This is a genomic window from Rhodococcus sp. BUPNP1 (genome assembly GCF_002215235.1).
Lineage (GTDB): Bacteria > Actinomycetota > Actinomycetes > Mycobacteriales > Mycobacteriaceae > Rhodococcus.
Genome location: NZ_NERM01000004.1, coordinates 165,114 through 182,210 on the forward strand (window position 1 = coordinate 165,114; position 17,097 = coordinate 182,210).

Below are 17,097 nucleotides of genomic sequence, written 5' to 3' on the forward strand. Positions count from 1 at the left end.
CTACGGGGTGGACGCGGTGATCGGCCGGGCGACCCACATCGACGCGAGGTCGTCTGCGGTCACCACGGTCCCGAAGTTCTGCGCGACCACCGCGACCGAGGCGGCGTGCGCCGCGGGACTGTAGGACGCGGTGCAGTCCTCGACGAGCGAGACCCAGTATTCGTGGAACAGCCCGCTGCGCAGGCTCGATTCGACGCAGATCTCGGTGGCGACACCGGTGAACAACAACGATTCGATACCCCGTGCCCGCAGGACGCTGTCGAGGTCGGTGCCGACGAACGCGCTGAAGCGATGTTTGACGATCACCGGTTCTCCCGCCTCCGGACGAACCCCGTAGAAGTCCGCCCCGGGAGTACCGGGCCGGCAGGTCAGACCGGTCCGCGCGGTGCCGGGACCGGTGCCGACGCGGCCCAGCCACTGCGGCGTGTCCGTGGTCTCGTTGTGCTCCGTGCGAACCCACACGACGGGCACGTCCCTGCGGCGGGCGCGGTCGATCAGTTCCGCCAGCCGCGGTGTCATGGCGACGGCGGCGGAGACATCGAAGCCGCAGCCGGCGAGAGCGCCCTCGGGGGAACAGAAGTCGTTCTGCATGTCGACGACGACCAGGGCGCAGCGTCGCGGGTCGTAGCGGAAACCGGATTCGTCCACGGGGATCCTCTCCTCGAAGGTGTTCGGTACGGATGCGGTGGTCACCAGATCACCACCGCGGCGACGGCGGCGACGAGCAGTCCGCTCACCACCGGGATCGCGAGTCGTCGCACGAGATCTCCGACCGGGACACGGCAGAAGCCCGCGACCACGATCAGCGACGACCAGATGACGAGGGTGCCGCCGCCGGTCCAGGTCGCGGCGTTCTGCGCGAGGGCAGCGAGCGTCGCGGTGTCCATACCGGCCTGCGGGGCGAGCGCGGCGGCGATACCACCGGTGAGTGGCAGACCTGCCCAGCCGGAGCCGTCCAGGCCGATGAGCATGCCGATGAGGAGCATGCTGAACGCGGCGAAGAGGCCGTTGTCGGGGATGTAGGTCTGGATGCTCTCGACGGTGTCGAACAGGAAGGCCGGTCCGGTGCCGTCCTCGAGTCCGAGGATCGAACCGGAGTAGTCGGGGATGCCGAGGTACACGAATCCGGCCACCGGCAGGATGATTCCCATGGCCTTGAACGCATACACCAGGCCGTCGACGAAATGGGTGGCGCAGTGTTCGAGGGCGTCGGCCGGGCGCGTCGTCAGGGTCACGGCGGCCATGAGGACCAGTGCGGTGCCGCCGACGAGCGAGGCGCCGGCGCCGTCCGACCACGGCACGAGATCGGTGAAGCGCCCCAGCATCATGTAGACGAGTACCAGACCGAAGGTCGCGGGAACCCCGATCGCCCAGGCGCGTGCCCGGGTGGGGCGCGTGAGGACCGGTGTGAGAGTTCCGGGCAGGTCGATGTCGGCCACGGTGCCCACCGGTGCGGTGTGATCGTTCTCGGGGGTCGGGAGGTCCCCGTTCGGGTGCAGTGCCGGACGTCCGGAGACGGAGCCACCCGTGCCCGGATCGTCCGTCGCAGACACGAGACCCGCGGAGTGGCGCACGATCTCCTTGCGGATGGTGAGGAACCACGCGAGCACGGCCGCGGTCAGACCCACGATGAGGGACAACACCAGTGCGCAGTCGGCGATGTCGTCGGCCGGCACACCTGCGCCGCTCGCCGAGATCGACGGTGCGAGACCGATGACGTAGTCGGAGGCGAGTGCCATGCCCTGCCCGGAGATCGCGAGGGCGAGCGCGGCGCCGAGCGGCGGCAGCCCGGCCTTGATCGCCGCCGGGAGCAGCACGGCACCGATGAGTGCGAGAGCGGGTGTGGGCCAGAAGAACAGCGACAACAGGTAGGTGACGACGAACAGCACGACATAGGCGACGCGGCCGTTGATCATCCAGCGGCCGAAGGGGCGCACCATGAGTTCGTCGGCGCCGATGGTGCGCATCGCCGCAAGCATCGATGTCACGGCGGCGATGACGACGAAGATCTCGAAGAGCGCTCCGCCGGCGGTGAGGGTGGCGCGGAAGACCGCCATGACGGCGGAGGCGACGTTGCCGTCGTAGGCGAGGGCGGTGGCGAAAGTGGCGACGACGGCCGGGATCAGGACGTTCTTGCGCAGGGCCATGGCGACGATCAGGCCGACCAGTCCGAGCAGGAAGACGATGTGCGCGACGGTCACGGGAGACTCCTCGACGTGTGAACATGCGGCGGGTGACGACCGTGGACGGATCGAAGGGCGCCGCGACATCGATGGGCGGCACCGCCGTCGGCGGCCGGAACATGTCGATCTTGAAGAGTCGGACAGGTCTCGGCAATCGGCCGACAGACCACTCGGGACAGGAAAGAACTGTGCACAGTGCACAATTCGTGACGGTGGTGTTTCGTCGGGGACGCGGATGTGAACGCATCGTCACGCCGGGCGGGCGACCGAGCGGAACTCAGTGACGCGTGGCCGCCGCGCCGTGCAGCAACAGCAGAACGGCCTCCGGCAGATCCGGTTCCGTACCCGTCGACAGGCGGCGCAGTTGCAACCCGGTGATGGTCGCGACGACCGTCGGGGCGATCGTCTCCGGTTCCGGCACCCCCAGGGCGGAGAGGATCGAGGCGGTCAACGCGTCGTAGGCACGCCAGCAGCGTTCGGCGACCCGCCGCAGTTCCTCGTCGCGCCCCGCCTGCACGTACAGCTCGAAGGGGGCGATGCGTTCGGCCGTGAAGGTCAGGTCGTGGGCGACGCGTTCGGTGAGCTCGGCGGCCTCGGTCAGCGACAGGGCGCGGGATCGATACTGCTCGGCGAGTTCTCGCAGCCGCTCGGTCTCCTCGTCGACGAAGAACTCGAGCGCGGCGCGCAGCAGGTCGGCCTGGGTGGGGAAGTGGTAGGTGATCGACCCGAGCGAGACCTCGGCGCGCGCTGCGATGCGCCGGTTGGTCACTCCGGCGACCCCGTCTGTGCCGACGAGATGCAGGGTGGCGTGGACGATCCGCGAGCGGGCGTCGTCGCGTGTGGTCACCACCAGTGCTCCGGGGTGTGTTCGTGCCAGCGCAGCACCGACTCGAGTTGGGAGGCGAGGGACACCAGCAGCGGTTCGGAGTTCTCCGGGCCGAGCAGCTGGGCTCCCACCGGAAGTCGCTCGTCGGTGAATCCCGCGGGGACGTTGATCGCGGGCCAGCCCAGCACGTTCCACGGCCACGCGTAGGGGCATGCACCGGTGATGACCTTGTCGGTCGCCCAGCCGCCGATGCCGTCGATCGCCGTCACCGGTAGCGGCGGGGTGGCGGTGGTGGGGGCGAGCACGACGTCGAACCGGTCGAAGATGCGGCCGACCCGACGGTGCAGGCGCGGTTCGATCGCGCGCGCCGCCCGCAACGGATAGCCGTGCAGGTACCGGCCGGTGCGGGCGTTGGCGCGGGTGCGGACGTCGGCGAGGGACGGGTCGGGCAGGCGGTACAGCCAGTCCGCGATACCGGCCATGGATCGCGGGAGGAAGGCGAGGCCGAACGTCGTTCCGTAGTCGGGGTCGGCGAGGGTCACCTCGTGGCCGAGATCGCGCAGCACGGCGGCGAGTGCGGCGATACGGGTGCGGACGCGGGCGTCGAGGCGGGTGGGTGTCGCGGTGAACGGAATCTTCAGCGACAGAGCGATGTTCAGCCTGCCGGGATCTCGTCCCACAGCGTCGGAGACGGTGAGCGGCGCGCACCTGTGCCGGTCGCCGGGGTGGTTTCCGGACACGACGTCGAGGAGCAGGGCCGCGTCGGCGACCGTGCGGGCGAGCGGGCCGTGTGTGGTGAGTCCGTTGAAGGATTCGGCGTCGGGCCACATGGAGATCCGGCCGCGTTGCGGCTTGATGCCGACGAGATTGGACCACGAGGCGGGGATGCGGACCGATCCGGCGCCGTCGGATCCCAGGGCGGCCGGCACGAGGCCCGCAGCGACCGCCGCGGCACTGCCACCCGACGAGCCGCCGGGGGTGTGGTCGCGCGACCACGCGCTGCGGGTGTGCCCGAAGGCGTCGCCGCCGGTGAGCGGCCACTGGCCGAGTTCGGGGGAGTGCGTCTTGCCGACGATCACCGCGCCGGCGGCTCGTAGACGGCGCACGACCTCGGCGTCGGTGTCCTTCGGGGTGAAGGTGCCGGCGCAGCCGAACATCGTCGTCTCGCCGACGATGTCGGTGTCGTCCTTGATCGCGATGGGGACGCCCAGCAGGGGGAGACGCTCGCCGTTCGCGCGGCGCCGGTCGGCCTCGCGGGCCTCGTCGAGTGCGGCCGTGCGGCGCACGACGCGGAAGGCGTTCAGGTGCGGTTGCGACTCGTCGATCCGGTCGAGGCTCGCACGGACGAGATCCGTGGAGGTGGTCTCGCCGCGGTCGAGCGCCTCGACGGTCGCCTTCAGGTCGCGCAGGTCGGTTCGAGCGTCCATTCGTTCCCCCGTTCGTTCGAACGAACAATAACGCGTTCCAGTTCTGGGTGTCGAGTCCCTTCGCGGGTCGTCCCGTGTCACCGCGACATGACAGACTCGGGGAGTGAGGCTTTATCGGGACAACGCGGTGGTGCTGCGCCAGCACAAGCTGGGCGAGGCCGACCGCATCGTCACCCTGCTGACGCGCCGGCACGGACTCGTGCGGGCCGTCGCGAAGGGCGTGCGCCGGACGCGCTCGAAGTTCGGCGCACGGCTCGAACCGTTCGCCCACATCGACGTCCAGCTCCACCCGGGCCGCAGTCTCGACGTCATCACCCAGGTGCAGACCCTCGACGCCTTTGCGGTGGGCATCGTCGACGACTACCCCCGCTACACCACCGCGTGCGCGATCCTCGAGACCGCCGAACGCCTCGCCGGTGAGGAACGCGCGCCCGTGCCGCGCCTGCACGCGCTCACTGTCGGAGCCCTCCGCGCGGTGTGCGACCGCACCCGGCCGCCCGAACTCGTGCTCGACGCCTATCTGCTGCGGGCCATGGCCTACGCGGGATGGGCGCCGGCGATCACCCACTGCGCGCGCTGCGACCGTCCCGGCCCGCACACCGCCTTCCACGTCGCTGCCGGAGGTGCGGTGTGCGTGCACTGCCGCCCGCCGGGGGCGGCCACCCCCGCCCCGGGCGTGTTGGCGCTGCTCGACGCGCTCAACCACGGACGCTGGGCCGACACCGAGGCCGCCGACACGCCGGTGCGCCGCCAGGCCAGCGGCCTCGTCGCCGCGCACCTGCAGTGGCATCTCGAACGGCAACTGCGCTCGCTGCCCCTCGTCGAGCGCGGTCGTACCGAACCTGCGACGGGGAACCGGGTTGATGACGTCGCCCGCGGTGTCCGGCAGGATGGGGACCGTGATTCGACGACGTACCACGCCCCCATCGCCTGAGCGGGTGATCCGGCCGCCCGACCCGCATCCGTCGGGCGCGCGACCTCCCGTACTGCAACCCGAGCTGATTCCCCAGCACGTGGCGCTCGTGATGGACGGCAACGGTCGCTGGGCGCAGGAGCGCGGTCTGCCGCGCACCGCCGGCCACGAACGCGGCGAGGCCGTGCTGATGGACACGGTGTGCGGATGCATCGAGATGGGCGTCAAGTGGCTCTCGGCCTACGCCTTCTCCACCGAGAACTGGAAGCGCAGCCCCGACGAGGTCCGCTTCCTCATGGGCTTCAACCGCGACGTGATCCGCCGCCGCCGCGACGAGATGCACGAGATGGGTGTGCGCGTCCGGTGGGCCGGTCGCCGTCCCCGCCTGTGGCGCAGCGTGATCAAGGAACTCGAGATCGCCGAGGAACTGACGAAGGACAACGACGTCATGACCCTCACGATGTGCGTCAACTACGGCGGTCGCGCCGAGATCGCCGACGCCGCACGGGAGATCGCCCGCCGGGTCGCGGCAGGAGAACTCGATCCCGAACGCATCACCGAGTCGACGATCGCGCGGTATCTCGACGAGCCCGACATGCCCGACGTCGACCTGTTCCTGCGGCCCTCGGGCGAGCAGCGCACCTCGAACTTCCTGCTGTGGCAGTCGGCCTACGCCGAACTCGTCTTCCAGGACACGATGTTCCCCGATTTCGACCGGCGCGATCTGTGGGCGGCGTGCGTCGAATACGCCTCGCGCGACCGGCGGTTCGGTGGTGTGAAGTGACGTCGCTGCGTGAGCGGATCGCAGGTGCGCTGACGCCCTTCGTCGACGTCCGCACCCCGTCGTCCGCCGCGAACGGCGACGGCTCGTTCGGATTCGACTACGGCGCCGTGCCGTTCGCCCTGCAGGTCGTCACGCTCACCGAAGGACTCGACGTGGTCTCCGTCACCGGAGTGCTCGCGTGGGATCTTCCGCTCGACGACGCCGTGCGCGGTCGGGTCGCGGCCGCCGCCGACGCCCTGCAGTTCGGCTCGGTCCACCTCATCGAACGCGAGACCGACGCCGATGTCGTGCTGCGGTACTCGTTCCCCGCGACCGGTCTCGACGACACGGCGCTGACCACCATGCTGTTGCTCGTGCTCGACGGTGCCGCCGACGCGCGCGGTGCCGTCGCCGGCACCCCCGACCCCAAGGAGAATTCGTGACCACCACCGACGCCGACGTCGAGACCACCACCGAGGAGGTCGTCGCCGCCGACGGGGCGCACGCCGTCGCGATCCCCACCGAGGACGACGACGCACTGACCGCTGCCGTGGTCGAGACGCTGTCCGAGATCCTCGAGGAAGCGCCCGAGCCCGACGAGGACGGCGAGATCCCGATCTGGATCGACGACGTGCTCACCTACGCGACCGTCGACGCCGAGGGCGGCTTCGTGCTGCTCACCACCTACCTGGTCGAGGGCATCACGGGCCGCACCCGGGCCGCCGAGGTCCTCGGCGACCTGCAGGTCGAGTTCCCCGAGGTCAAGTTCGTCCTCGACAAGGACCGGGTCACCGTCGAGCTGCGGGTCGCAGCGTCGCCGCTGGTCCCGATCCATCTCGTGCGGGCCGTCGCATCGCTCGTGCCGGTCGTCGAGCAGGCACGCGCGCTGGCGCAGCGTCTCGGCGGCGAAGCGTCGGTCTTCGACGGTGAGGCCGAGGACGACGACGAGAACCTGCTCGTCGACGGTTGCGGCTGTGGTGACTGCGATTGCGGCTGATCGCCGCGGTGATTGCGACTGACGGCCGACGGCCCTCGCTTCAGGCCTGAGCGAGGGCGCAGTCGCGGCAGTTGCCGAAGATCTCGACGGTGTGGCTGACGTCGACGAAGCCGTTCGACTCGGCCACCTCGTGCGACCAGCGTTCGACCTCCGGGCCGTCCACCTCGACCGTGAAGCCGCAGTGGCGGCACACGAGATGGTGGTGGTGCCCGGAGGAGCACCGCCGGAACAGCGATTCGCCGCTGTCGGTGCGCAGCACGTCGACGCTGCCGACCTCGGCGAGCGACTGCAGGGTGCGGTAGACGGTGGTCAGGCCGATGCCCTCGCCGCGCTTGCGCAGCTCGTCGTGCAGGTCCTGGGCGGACCGGAACTCCTCGGTGTTGTCGAGCAGGTCGACGATGGCGCTGCGTTGACGGGTCGAGCGGACCCCCACGAGAGGTTTGCGGGCGGAGGTCACTGCGATCGTCCTTCCTGGGCGTGAGCGACGGCGTCGACGACGATGCGGGCGAGGTGGTCGTCGGCCAGGTGGTAGAGCACTTCGCGCCCCGAGCGTTCGCCGCGCACCACGCCGGCGGTCTTGAGCACGCGGAGATGCTGGCTGATGAGCGGCTGGGTGACGCCGAGGGCGCCGACGAGTTCGTGCACGCAGCGGGCCGACTCGCGCAGTTCGAGCACGATCGAGATGCGGACGGGCGCCGACAGCGCGCGCAGCAGCTCACCGGCCGCGATGAGGGTGGCGGGGGAGACGTCGACCGGGGACGGCAGGGCGTCGCTTCCGATCGGTCCGCGGGCGCGCTCGCCCGTGCTGCACTCACGTGGATCGGCGTCGATGCTCACGGGGCTCCTCGGGGCGGGGACGGCCGCCGGTCGGCGGGCCTTATTGCAAATCGATTCCATTTTGATATGCACGGTTGTGCATGTCAACCGGCGCGAATTCGAGCTGCGAACGAGGAGCGATAGGCTTACAGATCGACGCATGCTGCGAAAACCCGCATCGAAGATGGAGAAACCGAGTGGCACCCAAATCCAAGATCGATACCGTCGCCAACCTCGCCAAGCGCCGGGGCCTGGTCTATCCCTGCGGTGAGATCTACGGCGGCACCAGGTCCGCCTGGGATTACGGGCCGCTCGGCGTGGAGCTCAAGGACAACATCAAGAAGCAGTGGTGGCGCAACATGGTCACCAGCCGCGAGGACGTCGTCGGCCTCGACTCGTCGGTGATCCTGCCGCGTCAGGTCTGGGTCGCCTCCGGCCACGTCGGTGTCTTCAACGACCCGCTCGTCGAGTGCCTGAGCTGTCACAAGCGCCACCGGCAGGACCACCTGCAGGAGGCCTACGCCGAGAAGAACAAGCTCGACGACCCCGATGCCGTGCCGATGACCGAGATCGTCTGCCCGGACTGCGGCACCAAGGGCCAGTGGACCGAACCCCGCGACTTCAACATGATGCTCAAGACCTTCCTCGGCCCGATCGAGAGCGAGGAAGGCCTGCACTACCTGCGCCCCGAGACGGCGCAGGGCATCTTCGTGAACTTCGCGAACGTGCTCACCACCTCGCGCAAGAAGCCCCCCTTCGGCATCGGCCAGATCGGCAAGAGCTTCCGCAACGAGATCACCCCTGGCAACTTCATCTTCCGCACCCGCGAGTTCGAGCAGATGGAGATGGAGTTCTTCGTCAAGCCCGGCGAGGACGAGCAGTGGCACCAGTACTGGATCGACTACCGGATGAACTGGTACACCGATCTGGGCATCAACAAGGACAACCTGCGCCTGTACGAGCACCCGCTCGAGAAGCTGTCGCACTACTCGAAGCGCACCGTCGACATCGAGTACCGCTTCCACTTCCAGGGCAGCGAGTGGGGTGAGCTCGAGGGCGTCGCGAACCGCACCGACTTCGACCTGTCGACGCACTCGAAGCACTCCGGCACCGACCTGAGCTTCTTCGATCAGGCCACCAACGAGCGCTACACGCCGTACGTCATCGAGCCGGCGGCCGGCCTGACCCGTTCGCTCATGGCCTTCCTCGTCGACGCCTACACCGAGGACGAGGCGCCCAACGCCAAGGGCGGTGTCGACAAGCGCACCGTGCTGCGCCTCGACCGTCGCCTCGCGCCGGTCAAGGCCGCCGTGCTGCCGCTCAGCCGCAACGCCGACCTGAGCCCGAAGGCCAAGGACCTCGCTGCGAAGCTGCGCCAGAACTGGAACATCGAGTTCGACGACGCCGGCGCCATCGGCCGCCGCTACCGTCGCCAGGACGAGATCGGCACCCCGTTCTGCATCACGGTCGACTTCGACACCCTCGAGGACCAGGCCGTCACGATCCGTGAGCGCGACACCATGGCGCAGGAGCGCGTGAGCCTCGACCAGGTCGAGGGTTACCTCGCGCAGCGCCTGATCGGCTGCTGACCGACCCGAGAGACGCAGATGCCCTCCGGTCCCGACGGACCGGAGGGCATCTGTCACTTCGTAGGCGGGTGTTTCGTAGCGGTCAGGTCGTCAAGCGCCGATCGATGTACTCGAAATATCCGCGACCGGAGATCTCCTCGCCCCGCCAGGTCGCCGACCACGCGAAACCGGTGACGAATCCGGTGCCCAGACCGTAGGTGAACGGAGTGTCCATGATCCCTTCGAGATCCAGCCAGGGACGACCGCGGGTGTCCTTCACCAGGAACCGGGTCCGGCGCGGCACCGGCATCGGGATGCCGTAGGGAGTCGGCTCGGGCTCGTCGTGCAGTTCGAGTATCTCGAAGTCCACGTCCCGGAAACGGGTTCCGTAGCCGCCGCGGGTGCGCAGGATCGCCGTCGTCATGAAGGGCCGGCCACCGATCGCGTAGCGGCTCAACAGGATCTGCGTGTCGGCGTCGAGATCGACGATCTGGTAGACGAAATGGTCGAGCGGAGCCTTCGCCGCGGGTGGCAGGGGAGTGGACCGCATCAGATACGGGCTCGGCATCGCCCCGTACTCGAACGAGCACAGACCTTCGGCCGTGACGCTGTGGCCCTCGTGGGTGAAGGTGCCCTCGTATTCGGTGAGCAACCCGAAGTGCTTGTAGAGCGGGCTGCGGAAGAACCACGAGACCGTGTCCGTGTTGGTCAGTGTCAGCGCGACGTCGACCGTTCCGAGCCGTCCCACGAGTTCGTAGTGGGGGTAGCGGCCGGTCAGGCTCAGATCGTCCCCGAACTTCACCAGTGATCCGTCCGGGGAGGACACGAAATCGTCGCCCACGGCGTAGTTCCCGAAGTGCGCGGGATGCGATGCCGCCGTGCCGGCGACCACGGTGGCGTTGCGGCGCGGCGGCGCCACGAGCGCGTGGTCGTTGTCGAAGGCGAGCGACCCGGTGGCGCCGATCAGCGACATCATCGAGAAGAACCGGTGCGGCTCCGGCAGATCCGGGATCATGACGCCGTAGTGCACCCACCCCAACCGACGCGTGTCGACGTGCGGGCGCAGGATGTCGGGTTCGGAGAACGGTTTTCCGTCGGACGACGCGGCGGAATCGAACAGGCGGACGGCCGATCCGAGACCGGCACCCAGTGCGCGTGCTGCGATCGGGCGCATGGTCTAGAAGCGTCCTCCGCTCGATCCGCCGAAGCCGCCGCCCCCGAAACCACCGCCGCCGAAGCCGCCCCCACCGAAACCGCCGCCGAAACCACCACCGCGGCCGCTGTTGAGCACGCTGTTGATGAGGATGCCCCCGAGCACGGCGCCGGCGACGTTGCCGCCCGACGAACCACCGCGGGGCGGACGGTGCTGGTTGTTCCAGCGCTGCACGTCGTTCTGGGCGCTGCGCAGTGCCTGCGCGGCCAGCGACGCGGCGGACCGCGCGTACTGGATGGCCGCCGCCGGATCGGACTCGGCTGCCTGCTGCGCGGCCTGCAGGTGCCGCTGGGCCTCCGACAGGCGGGTGCGTGCCTGGGCACCCACGACGCCGCGGCGCGTCCCGATGAAGTCGGCCGCGGCGGTGACCTGCGCCTGCGCCGCGCTCAGATCCTGCTCGAGGCGGCGACGCATCTCCTCGGCCTGCTGCTTGGCCTGCCGCGTCCGGGCACGCAACTCGTCGAGCCGCGCATCGGCCTCGACGACCCGCGTGAAACTGCCCAGCGGGTCGGTGTGCTGCTCGGCCCGAGCGTGTTCGAGGGCTTCCTGCACGGCCTTCAGGGCGTCGACGAGTTCGGGGCCGCCCGCGTCGAGGAGCTGCTTCGCGTCGGCGACACCCTGTTCGGCGTCCTCCACCGCGGCGGGAAGCGTCGCGATCGCGCGCCGGATGTCCTCCGCCGCATGGTCGAGCGCGTCGAGCAGCGTCGCGGCATGCCCCAGTGCGCGTTCGGCCTCGCGGATCGCGCGCACGGCGTCGCCCTGCTCACCGACCGGTCGCGCCACCGCGGTGCGGCCCTGGTCGATCGCGTTCTCCGCGAAGGAGATCTCCTCCCGGGCCAGCGAGACGTTGTCCACCACCGGGGTCAGGGCGCCGGTGGGGAACTCCGAGTGCAGCTGCCCGAGGATCCGCTCGGCCTCCGGGATGCGGGCCGTCAGCGCGATCGCGCGCTGCGTGAGCCCGTCCAGACGGGCCGGAGCGTCGAGCAGCAGATTCCGCATCTTGTCGAACGCCTCGACCTGCGCGTCGAGTTCGCGGTTCGCCTGCCCACACGAGGAGACGAGCTGCACGAGCATGTCGCGCTGCTGTTCGGGCGTCTCGGGGATGTCGTCGTCGAGACGCTGACGGATCTCGAAGGCGTTCGCCAACGCGACCTGCGCCTGCCGGTGCGCGCGGTCGAAGGGAGCCACCGCCGAGTCCCCGAACTCGCCCCGGGCGAGCTCGAGCGCTTCGGCACTGGACCGCACCGCGTTGTCGGTGTCCACCAGGAGGGTCTGCGCGTACTGGTCGAGACCCTCGATCGGCAGACCGCGCAGGGCGGTGGTGTCGGCCGGATCGATCTGCGCGGCCTGCGCTGCACCGGCCTCGGCGCGCTTCTTCTTCGACCGCCGGTTGTAGGCGTAGACACCGGCACCGCCGGCTGCGATGACACCGCCGCCGACGAGCAACGTCGTCACCGGAGCGGCCGACGGCGTAAGGGCGTTGCTCAACCCGTCGGCCGCACCCACGGCGGCACCTGCCCAATCACTGTTGCGTAGCGCCGGCACGACGTCGGACGAGCTGATCCGGTCGCGTTCGCTCTCGGAGATCTCCGAACCCGTCGGTGTCCACAGCGCGAACTCGCGGTCGTCGGTCGCGACCGCCAGCAGGGCGGTGTCGGGACCGAAGTTGCTCGCCTGCGCGGTGGCCTGCGCCCAACTGTCGTAGTCGCGTCCGTCGAAGCTCGACACGTAGGTCACCCACAACTGCAGGCCGTGCTCGTCGTACAGGGTGTTCGTCGCTTCCTGGATCCGTGCGACGTCGGCGTCGTCGAGCACGCCTGCCGTGTCGGTGATCGGCTGGGGGAGCCGCGAGGGTGGCTCCGCGGACGCCGACGCGGGAAGGAGCAGCCACGCGGCCACTGCCAGCAGGGCGGGGACGAATGCGAGCGCGGACCGTGCAGGTCGCCGGGGCGGTGCGGCCGATACGTGTGCCATGGAATCGAATCTAGTGGCTGCGAGGTGAGGACGGGGTCGGCGCGTCGTCCGGTCGACGCGTTCTCGTTCGCTGGCAGAATCAGGGGGTGAGCACCGCATCCCGCCGCACCGGCACCACCGCGACGTACACCGGGGACGACCTCGGGGTCGGCGCGCGCATCGCGCGCTGGCTCCGGCGACTGATCGTCGGGGTGCTGCTCGCCGCCGTCCTCGTCGTCGGCGGCACGGCGTTGCGGGTGTGGCAGGTCGCGCGGATCGACGACCGCACCCCAGCCGACGCCATCGTCGTGCTCGGGGCCGCCCAGTATTCGGGCACACCGTCGTCGGTCTTCGAGGCCCGCCTCGAGCAGGCCCTCAAGCTCTACGAAGCGGGAGTGTCGCCGCGGATCGTCACCGTCGGCGGCAAGCAGGAGGGCGACCTGTTCACCGAGGCCGCGGCGGGCAAGAACTATCTCGTCTCGCGCGGGGTGCCCGCCGAGGCGATCGTCGCCGTCGAGGAAGGCTCGGACACACTGCTCAGCGTCGAGGCCGTCAGCCGCGAGATGTCGGATCTGGGCCTGTCGTCGGTCGTGCTCGTCAGCGACCCGTGGCATTCGCTGCGCACCCGGACCATGGCGCGCGACGCCGGTCTCGACGCCTGGACAGCTCCCACCCGCCAGGGTCCGGCAGTGTTCACCCGCGAGTCGCAACTGCACGGCATCGCCCGCGAGACCGGCGCGTTGATCTGGTACCAGATCACCCACTTCTCCGCCGATTTCCCGTACACGGCGCAGCAGTGAGGCGGAACGTAGGGTCTTCGGTGACGGAAGGCAGTGTGATGCAGGGCTACAGCGAACACGATCTCGAACGGCGCGTTGCCGAGCCGCGGAAGACCTCGGCGCTCGCCGGGTCCGAGGGAGCGGCGTCCGAGCGGACCGCCTTCGCACGCGACCGTGCGCGCGTGCAGCACTGCGCGGCCCTGCGCCGCCTGGCCGACAAGACACAGGTCGTCGGCCCCCGCGACGGCGACACCCCGCGCACCCGTCTGACGCACTCGATGGAGGTCGCGCAGATCGGCCGCAGCATCGCCGAAGGACTCGGCGCCGACCCCGATCTCGTCGACCTCGCCGGCCTCGCCCACGACATCGGGCACCCGCCCTACGGGCACAACGGTGAGCGGGCACTCGACGCGGTCGCGGAGTCCTGCGGCGGATTCGAGGGCAACGCGCAGAACCTGCGCATCCTCACCTGCCTCGAACCGAAGATCCTCTATCCGGACGGCTCGAGCGCCGGTCTCAACCTCACCCGGGCCTCGCTCGACGCGACGCTCAAGTACCCGTGGACGCGTCCGCGCCCGGGCGCGAAGTTCGGCTCGTACGACGACGACGCCGAGGTCCTCCACTGGATCCGCGAAGACGCACCCGAGCGCCGCAAGTGCCTCGAGGCGCAGATCATGGACTGGTCCGACGACGTCGCGTACTCGGTGCACGACCTCGAGGACGGTGTGATCGACGGTCGCATCGACCTGCGGATGCTCGACGATCCCGACGATGTCGCCGGACTCATCGAGGTGGGCATGCGCGAATTCTCGGGTCTCGACCCGGCCGAGTTGACCGAGGCGGCCAAGCGGTTGTCCTCCATGCCGGTGGTCCGCGCCGTCGGCACCTTCGACGGCACCCTCGCCTGCTCGGTCGCGCTCAAGAAGCTGACCAGCGAGCTGGTGGGCCGCTTCGCCAACGCAGCGATCCTCGGGACCCGGGAGGCGACGGAAGGTCGACGCGTCACCCGGTACGACGCCGACCTCGTGGTCCCGCCGATCGTGGTCTCGGAGGTCGCGTTGCTCAAGACGATGGCGCTGCAGTTCGTCATGTCCGACCGCGCCCACCGCACCCGCCAGGAATCACAACGCGAGCGCATCCACCGCGTCGCCGAGTGGCTGCTGCGCACCGCGCCGGTCGGTCTCGACCCGTTCTTCGTCGCCGCCTGGAAGTCCGCGCCCGACGATGCTGCGAAGGTGCGGGTCGTGGTCGATCAGATCGCCTCGTGCACCGAATCACGCCTCGAACGGATCGACCGCGACAGCCTCGCCGCGCAGGCGAGCTGGGGCTGATGAGGCTCGAGCGATCGCGACGGCAGGTCGCGGCCGACCGTCCTGCCGAGCAGTCTGCGGGGCGGCTTAGACTCGTCTCGTGGCCGGCCGTATTTCAGACAGAGACATCGCGGCCATTCGCGACCGCGTGCGCATCGAGGACATCGTCGGCGAGTACGTCGCACTCAAGCGCGGGGGCGCCGACTCGCTCAAGGGCCTGTGTCCCTTCCACGACGAGAAGTCCCCGTCCTTCCACGTGCGGCCCAATCACGGGCACTACCACTGCTTCGGCTGCGGTGAGGGCGGCGATGTCTACTCGTTCCTGCAGAAGATCGAACACGTCAGCTTCGTCGAAGCCGTCGAGCAGCTCGCCGAGCGTGTCGGCTACACGCTGAACTACGAGGGCGGCGGTCCGTCCGTCCAGCGCGACCGGGGCACCCGTGCCCGGCTGGTCGCGGCGAACGCGGCCGCCCAGCAGTTCTACGCCGAGCAGCTGCGCACGCCCGACGCCCAGGCCGCCCGCGACTACCTGACCGAACGCAACTTCGACCAGGCGGCCGCCGAGACGTTCGGTTGCGGCTACGCACCCGCCGGCTGGGACGCGCTCACCAAGCACCTCCTCGGCCGGGGATTCGACTTCTCCGAACTCGAGGCCGCCGGACTGTCCCGGCAGGGACGCCGCGGTCCGATCGACCGCTTCCACCGTCGGCTGCTGTGGCCCATCCGCAATCTAGCGGGCGACGTCATCGGCTTCGGTGCCCGCCGTCTGTACGACGACGACCAGATCACCGCCAAGTACATGAACACACCGGAAACGGTGCTGTACAAGAAGTCTCAGGTGTTGTTCGGTCTCGACCTCGCCAAGCGCGAGATCGCCAAGTCGCATCAGGCCGTGATCGTCGAGGGCTACACCGACGTCATGGCCATGCACCTGGCCGGTGTGAAGACCGCGGTCGCCGCGTGCGGCACCGCCTTCGGTGACGAGCATCTCGCACTACTGCGTCGTCTGCTCATGGACGACAGCTTCTTCCGCGGTGAGGTCATCTACACCTTCGACGGCGACGACGCCGGTCGCGCGGCGGCGATGAAGGCGTTCGAGGGAGATCAGAAGACCGCTGCGAAGACCTACGTCGCGATCGCACCCAAGGGCATGGACCCGTGCGAGTTGCGGCAACAGTCGGGCGACGGCGCGGTGCGCGACCTGGTGGCCCGCCGCACCCCGATGTTCGAGTTCGTCGTGAAATCGATTCTCGCCGAACACGATCTCGACACCGTCGAAGGTCGCGTCGAGGCCCTGCGCCGATGCGTCCCGGTGGTGGGACGGATCAAGGACCGCACGATCCGCGACAACTACGCGGTGCAACTCGCGCACTGGACGGGATGGGACGACATCCCCACCGTGCGCCGGCGCGTGCAGGAGGAAGCGCGACGGGGAGTCCGTGCACCGGAAGCGAAGACGCGGGCCGCAACGGCCACGGCAGAGCCTGCGTCGGCCCTGCGACGTCCCCGCCCCAACGATCCGACGTTGTGGCCGCAGCGCGACGCGCTCAAGGCCGCCCTGCAGTATCCCGGCATCGCCGGGACTGTCTTCGACTCCTTGCCGCCGGAGACCTTCACCGACCCCGCCTACGCGGCCGTGCGGCAGGCCGTCGCCGACGCCGGCGGAACCGCAGCGGGCCTCGGGGGAGCCGAATGGGTCGACGCCGTCGGAAGGGCCGCGACCGACCCCGTCGCGCATTCGCTCGTGATGGAACTCGCCGTCGAACCCGTCCCCACCGAAGAGGACCGGCTGCCGCGCTACATCGGCGGCGTACTCGCGCGGCTGCAGGAGGTCTGGGTCGGCGAGCAGGTGGCCGAACTGAAGTCCAAACTGCAGCGGATCTCCCCGGCCACCGAGTCCGAGGAGTTCCACGCCCTGCTCGGTGACCTCATGGCGCTCGAACAGTACCGGCGGAGCCTGCTCGACCAGGCCATCGGGGACGGCCTGGCCGGCTGACCGTCTACTTCTTCAACTGGTCCCGCGGGATCATGATCGTCGTCGTCTCGTCGATGGGCTTCATCGGCTCGAGCTTGGGCTGAGGGCTGAGCGAGTCGGCGAGCTTCTGCCGGCCCACCTCGATCGCCTTCTTCGTGACGGGGCTCGCGGCCACCGCCTTGGCCGTCTTGCTGATCTGTTCGTATCTCGCGCGACCCGCTCGGGTGCCGAGCACGTATCCCGCAGCGACCCCGACCAACAAACCCATCAATGTGTTGTCCTTCCACCCGTGACTGCGTCGTCCCCATCCTGCCCGATGACCCCGCAGCATGCCCACAAGCAGGCGATTTGGTGCTGCGGTGGGTAGGACGCTA

Annotated in this window: 17 protein-coding genes; 8 read left to right on the top strand and 9 right to left on the bottom strand. The window is 69.4% G+C overall.

Annotated features, from left to right (window positions below; all coding sequences use genetic code 11):
* From B9C99_RS05695 to B9C99_RS05710, 4 genes are all read right to left on the bottom strand, one after another.
* Positions 1–693 (bottom strand): cysteine hydrolase family protein, encoded by a 693-nt coding sequence (locus tag B9C99_RS05695; protein WP_088897221.1) that lies wholly within the window; start codon positions 691–693, stop codon positions 1–3.
* On the bottom strand, positions 690–2,201 hold the full coding sequence (locus B9C99_RS05700) for a permease (RefSeq protein ID WP_088897222.1): 1,512 nt from the start codon (positions 2,199–2,201) through the stop codon (positions 690–692). Before B9C99_RS05700 ends, B9C99_RS05695 begins: the two co-directional genes overlap by 4 nt.
* Before the next feature lie 259 nt (positions 2,202–2,460).
* Positions 2,461–3,036, bottom strand: a complete 576-nt coding sequence (locus tag B9C99_RS05705; RefSeq protein ID WP_088897291.1) for a TetR/AcrR family transcriptional regulator — start codon at positions 3,034–3,036, stop codon at positions 2,461–2,463.
* Positions 3,027–4,436 (bottom strand): amidase, encoded by a 1,410-nt coding sequence (locus tag B9C99_RS05710; RefSeq protein ID WP_088897223.1) that lies wholly within the window; start codon positions 4,434–4,436, stop codon positions 3,027–3,029. Before B9C99_RS05710 ends, B9C99_RS05705 begins: the two co-directional genes overlap by 10 nt.
* A 103-nt stretch (positions 4,437–4,539) precedes the next feature.
* On the opposite strand from B9C99_RS05710, the gene recO reads away from it, so the two are divergent.
* Genes recO through B9C99_RS05730 form a run of 4 tightly spaced genes read left to right on the top strand, consistent with a single transcriptional unit; the run spans position 4,540 to position 7,109 of the window.
* Positions 4,540–5,370, top strand: a complete 831-nt coding sequence (gene recO / locus B9C99_RS05715; RefSeq protein WP_088897224.1) for a DNA repair protein RecO — start codon at positions 4,540–4,542, stop codon at positions 5,368–5,370.
* A complete protein-coding gene (locus B9C99_RS05720) occupies positions 5,327–6,133 on the top strand; it encodes an isoprenyl transferase (protein WP_051032947.1) in 807 nt (268 codons plus the stop codon). The genes recO and B9C99_RS05720 overlap by 44 nt, the downstream gene beginning before the upstream one ends.
* Positions 6,130–6,555, top strand: coding sequence for a hypothetical protein (locus B9C99_RS05725; protein ID WP_016691345.1), 426 nt, complete (start codon positions 6,130–6,132; stop codon positions 6,553–6,555). The genes B9C99_RS05720 and B9C99_RS05725 overlap by 4 nt, the downstream gene beginning before the upstream one ends.
* On the top strand, positions 6,552–7,109 hold the full coding sequence (locus tag B9C99_RS05730) for a hypothetical protein (RefSeq protein WP_088897225.1): 558 nt from the start codon (positions 6,552–6,554) through the stop codon (positions 7,107–7,109). The genes B9C99_RS05725 and B9C99_RS05730 overlap by 4 nt, the downstream gene beginning before the upstream one ends.
* Positions 7,110–7,149: 40 nt before the next feature.
* Here the strand turns inward: B9C99_RS05730 and B9C99_RS05735 are convergent, their stop codons facing one another.
* Complete coding sequence (locus B9C99_RS05735) at positions 7,150–7,566, bottom strand: Fur family transcriptional regulator (RefSeq protein ID WP_088897226.1); 417 nt, start codon at positions 7,564–7,566, stop codon at positions 7,150–7,152.
* Positions 7,563–7,889: a helix-turn-helix transcriptional regulator gene (locus B9C99_RS05740; RefSeq protein ID WP_232622087.1), complete on the bottom strand. Its 327-nt coding sequence runs from the start codon at positions 7,887–7,889 to the stop codon at positions 7,563–7,565. Before B9C99_RS05740 ends, B9C99_RS05735 begins: the two co-directional genes overlap by 4 nt.
* 233 nt (positions 7,890–8,122) lie before the next feature.
* Here B9C99_RS05740 and B9C99_RS05745 point away from each other — a divergent pair, with 233 nt between their 5' ends.
* Entirely contained in the window at positions 8,123–9,514 is a 1,392-nt protein-coding gene (locus B9C99_RS05745; RefSeq protein ID WP_006554466.1) for a glycine--tRNA ligase, read from the top strand.
* Positions 9,515–9,596: 82 nt separating this feature from the next.
* Here B9C99_RS05745 and B9C99_RS05750 read toward each other — a convergent pair whose 3' ends face one another.
* Positions 9,597–10,667, bottom strand: a complete 1,071-nt coding sequence (locus B9C99_RS05750; RefSeq protein WP_088897227.1) for a DUF6670 family protein — start codon at positions 10,665–10,667, stop codon at positions 9,597–9,599.
* Positions 10,668–10,670: 3 nt separating this feature from the next.
* Positions 10,671–12,680: a TPM domain-containing protein gene (locus B9C99_RS05755; RefSeq protein ID WP_059380848.1), complete on the bottom strand. Its 2,010-nt coding sequence runs from the start codon at positions 12,678–12,680 to the stop codon at positions 10,671–10,673.
* A gap of 86 nt (positions 12,681–12,766) precedes the next feature.
* Here B9C99_RS05755 and B9C99_RS05760 point away from each other — a divergent pair, with 86 nt between their 5' ends.
* From B9C99_RS05760 to dnaG, 3 genes are all read left to right on the top strand, one after another.
* Positions 12,767–13,459, top strand: coding sequence for a YdcF family protein (locus B9C99_RS05760; RefSeq protein ID WP_059380849.1), 693 nt, complete (start codon positions 12,767–12,769; stop codon positions 13,457–13,459).
* A 38-nt stretch (positions 13,460–13,497) separates the two neighbouring features.
* Positions 13,498–14,769 (top strand): deoxyguanosinetriphosphate triphosphohydrolase, encoded by a 1,272-nt coding sequence (locus tag B9C99_RS05765; protein ID WP_088897228.1) that lies wholly within the window; start codon positions 13,498–13,500, stop codon positions 14,767–14,769.
* Between the two features lie 79 nt (positions 14,770–14,848).
* Positions 14,849–16,744 (top strand): DNA primase, encoded by a 1,896-nt coding sequence (dnaG, locus tag B9C99_RS05770; protein WP_088897229.1) that lies wholly within the window; start codon positions 14,849–14,851, stop codon positions 16,742–16,744.
* Positions 16,745–16,748: 4 nt separating this feature from the next.
* On the opposite strand, the gene B9C99_RS05775 is transcribed toward dnaG, so the two are convergent.
* Entirely contained in the window at positions 16,749–16,994 is a 246-nt protein-coding gene (locus B9C99_RS05775; RefSeq protein ID WP_024101344.1) for a hypothetical protein, read from the bottom strand.
* Positions 16,995–17,097: the final 103 nt, after the last annotated feature.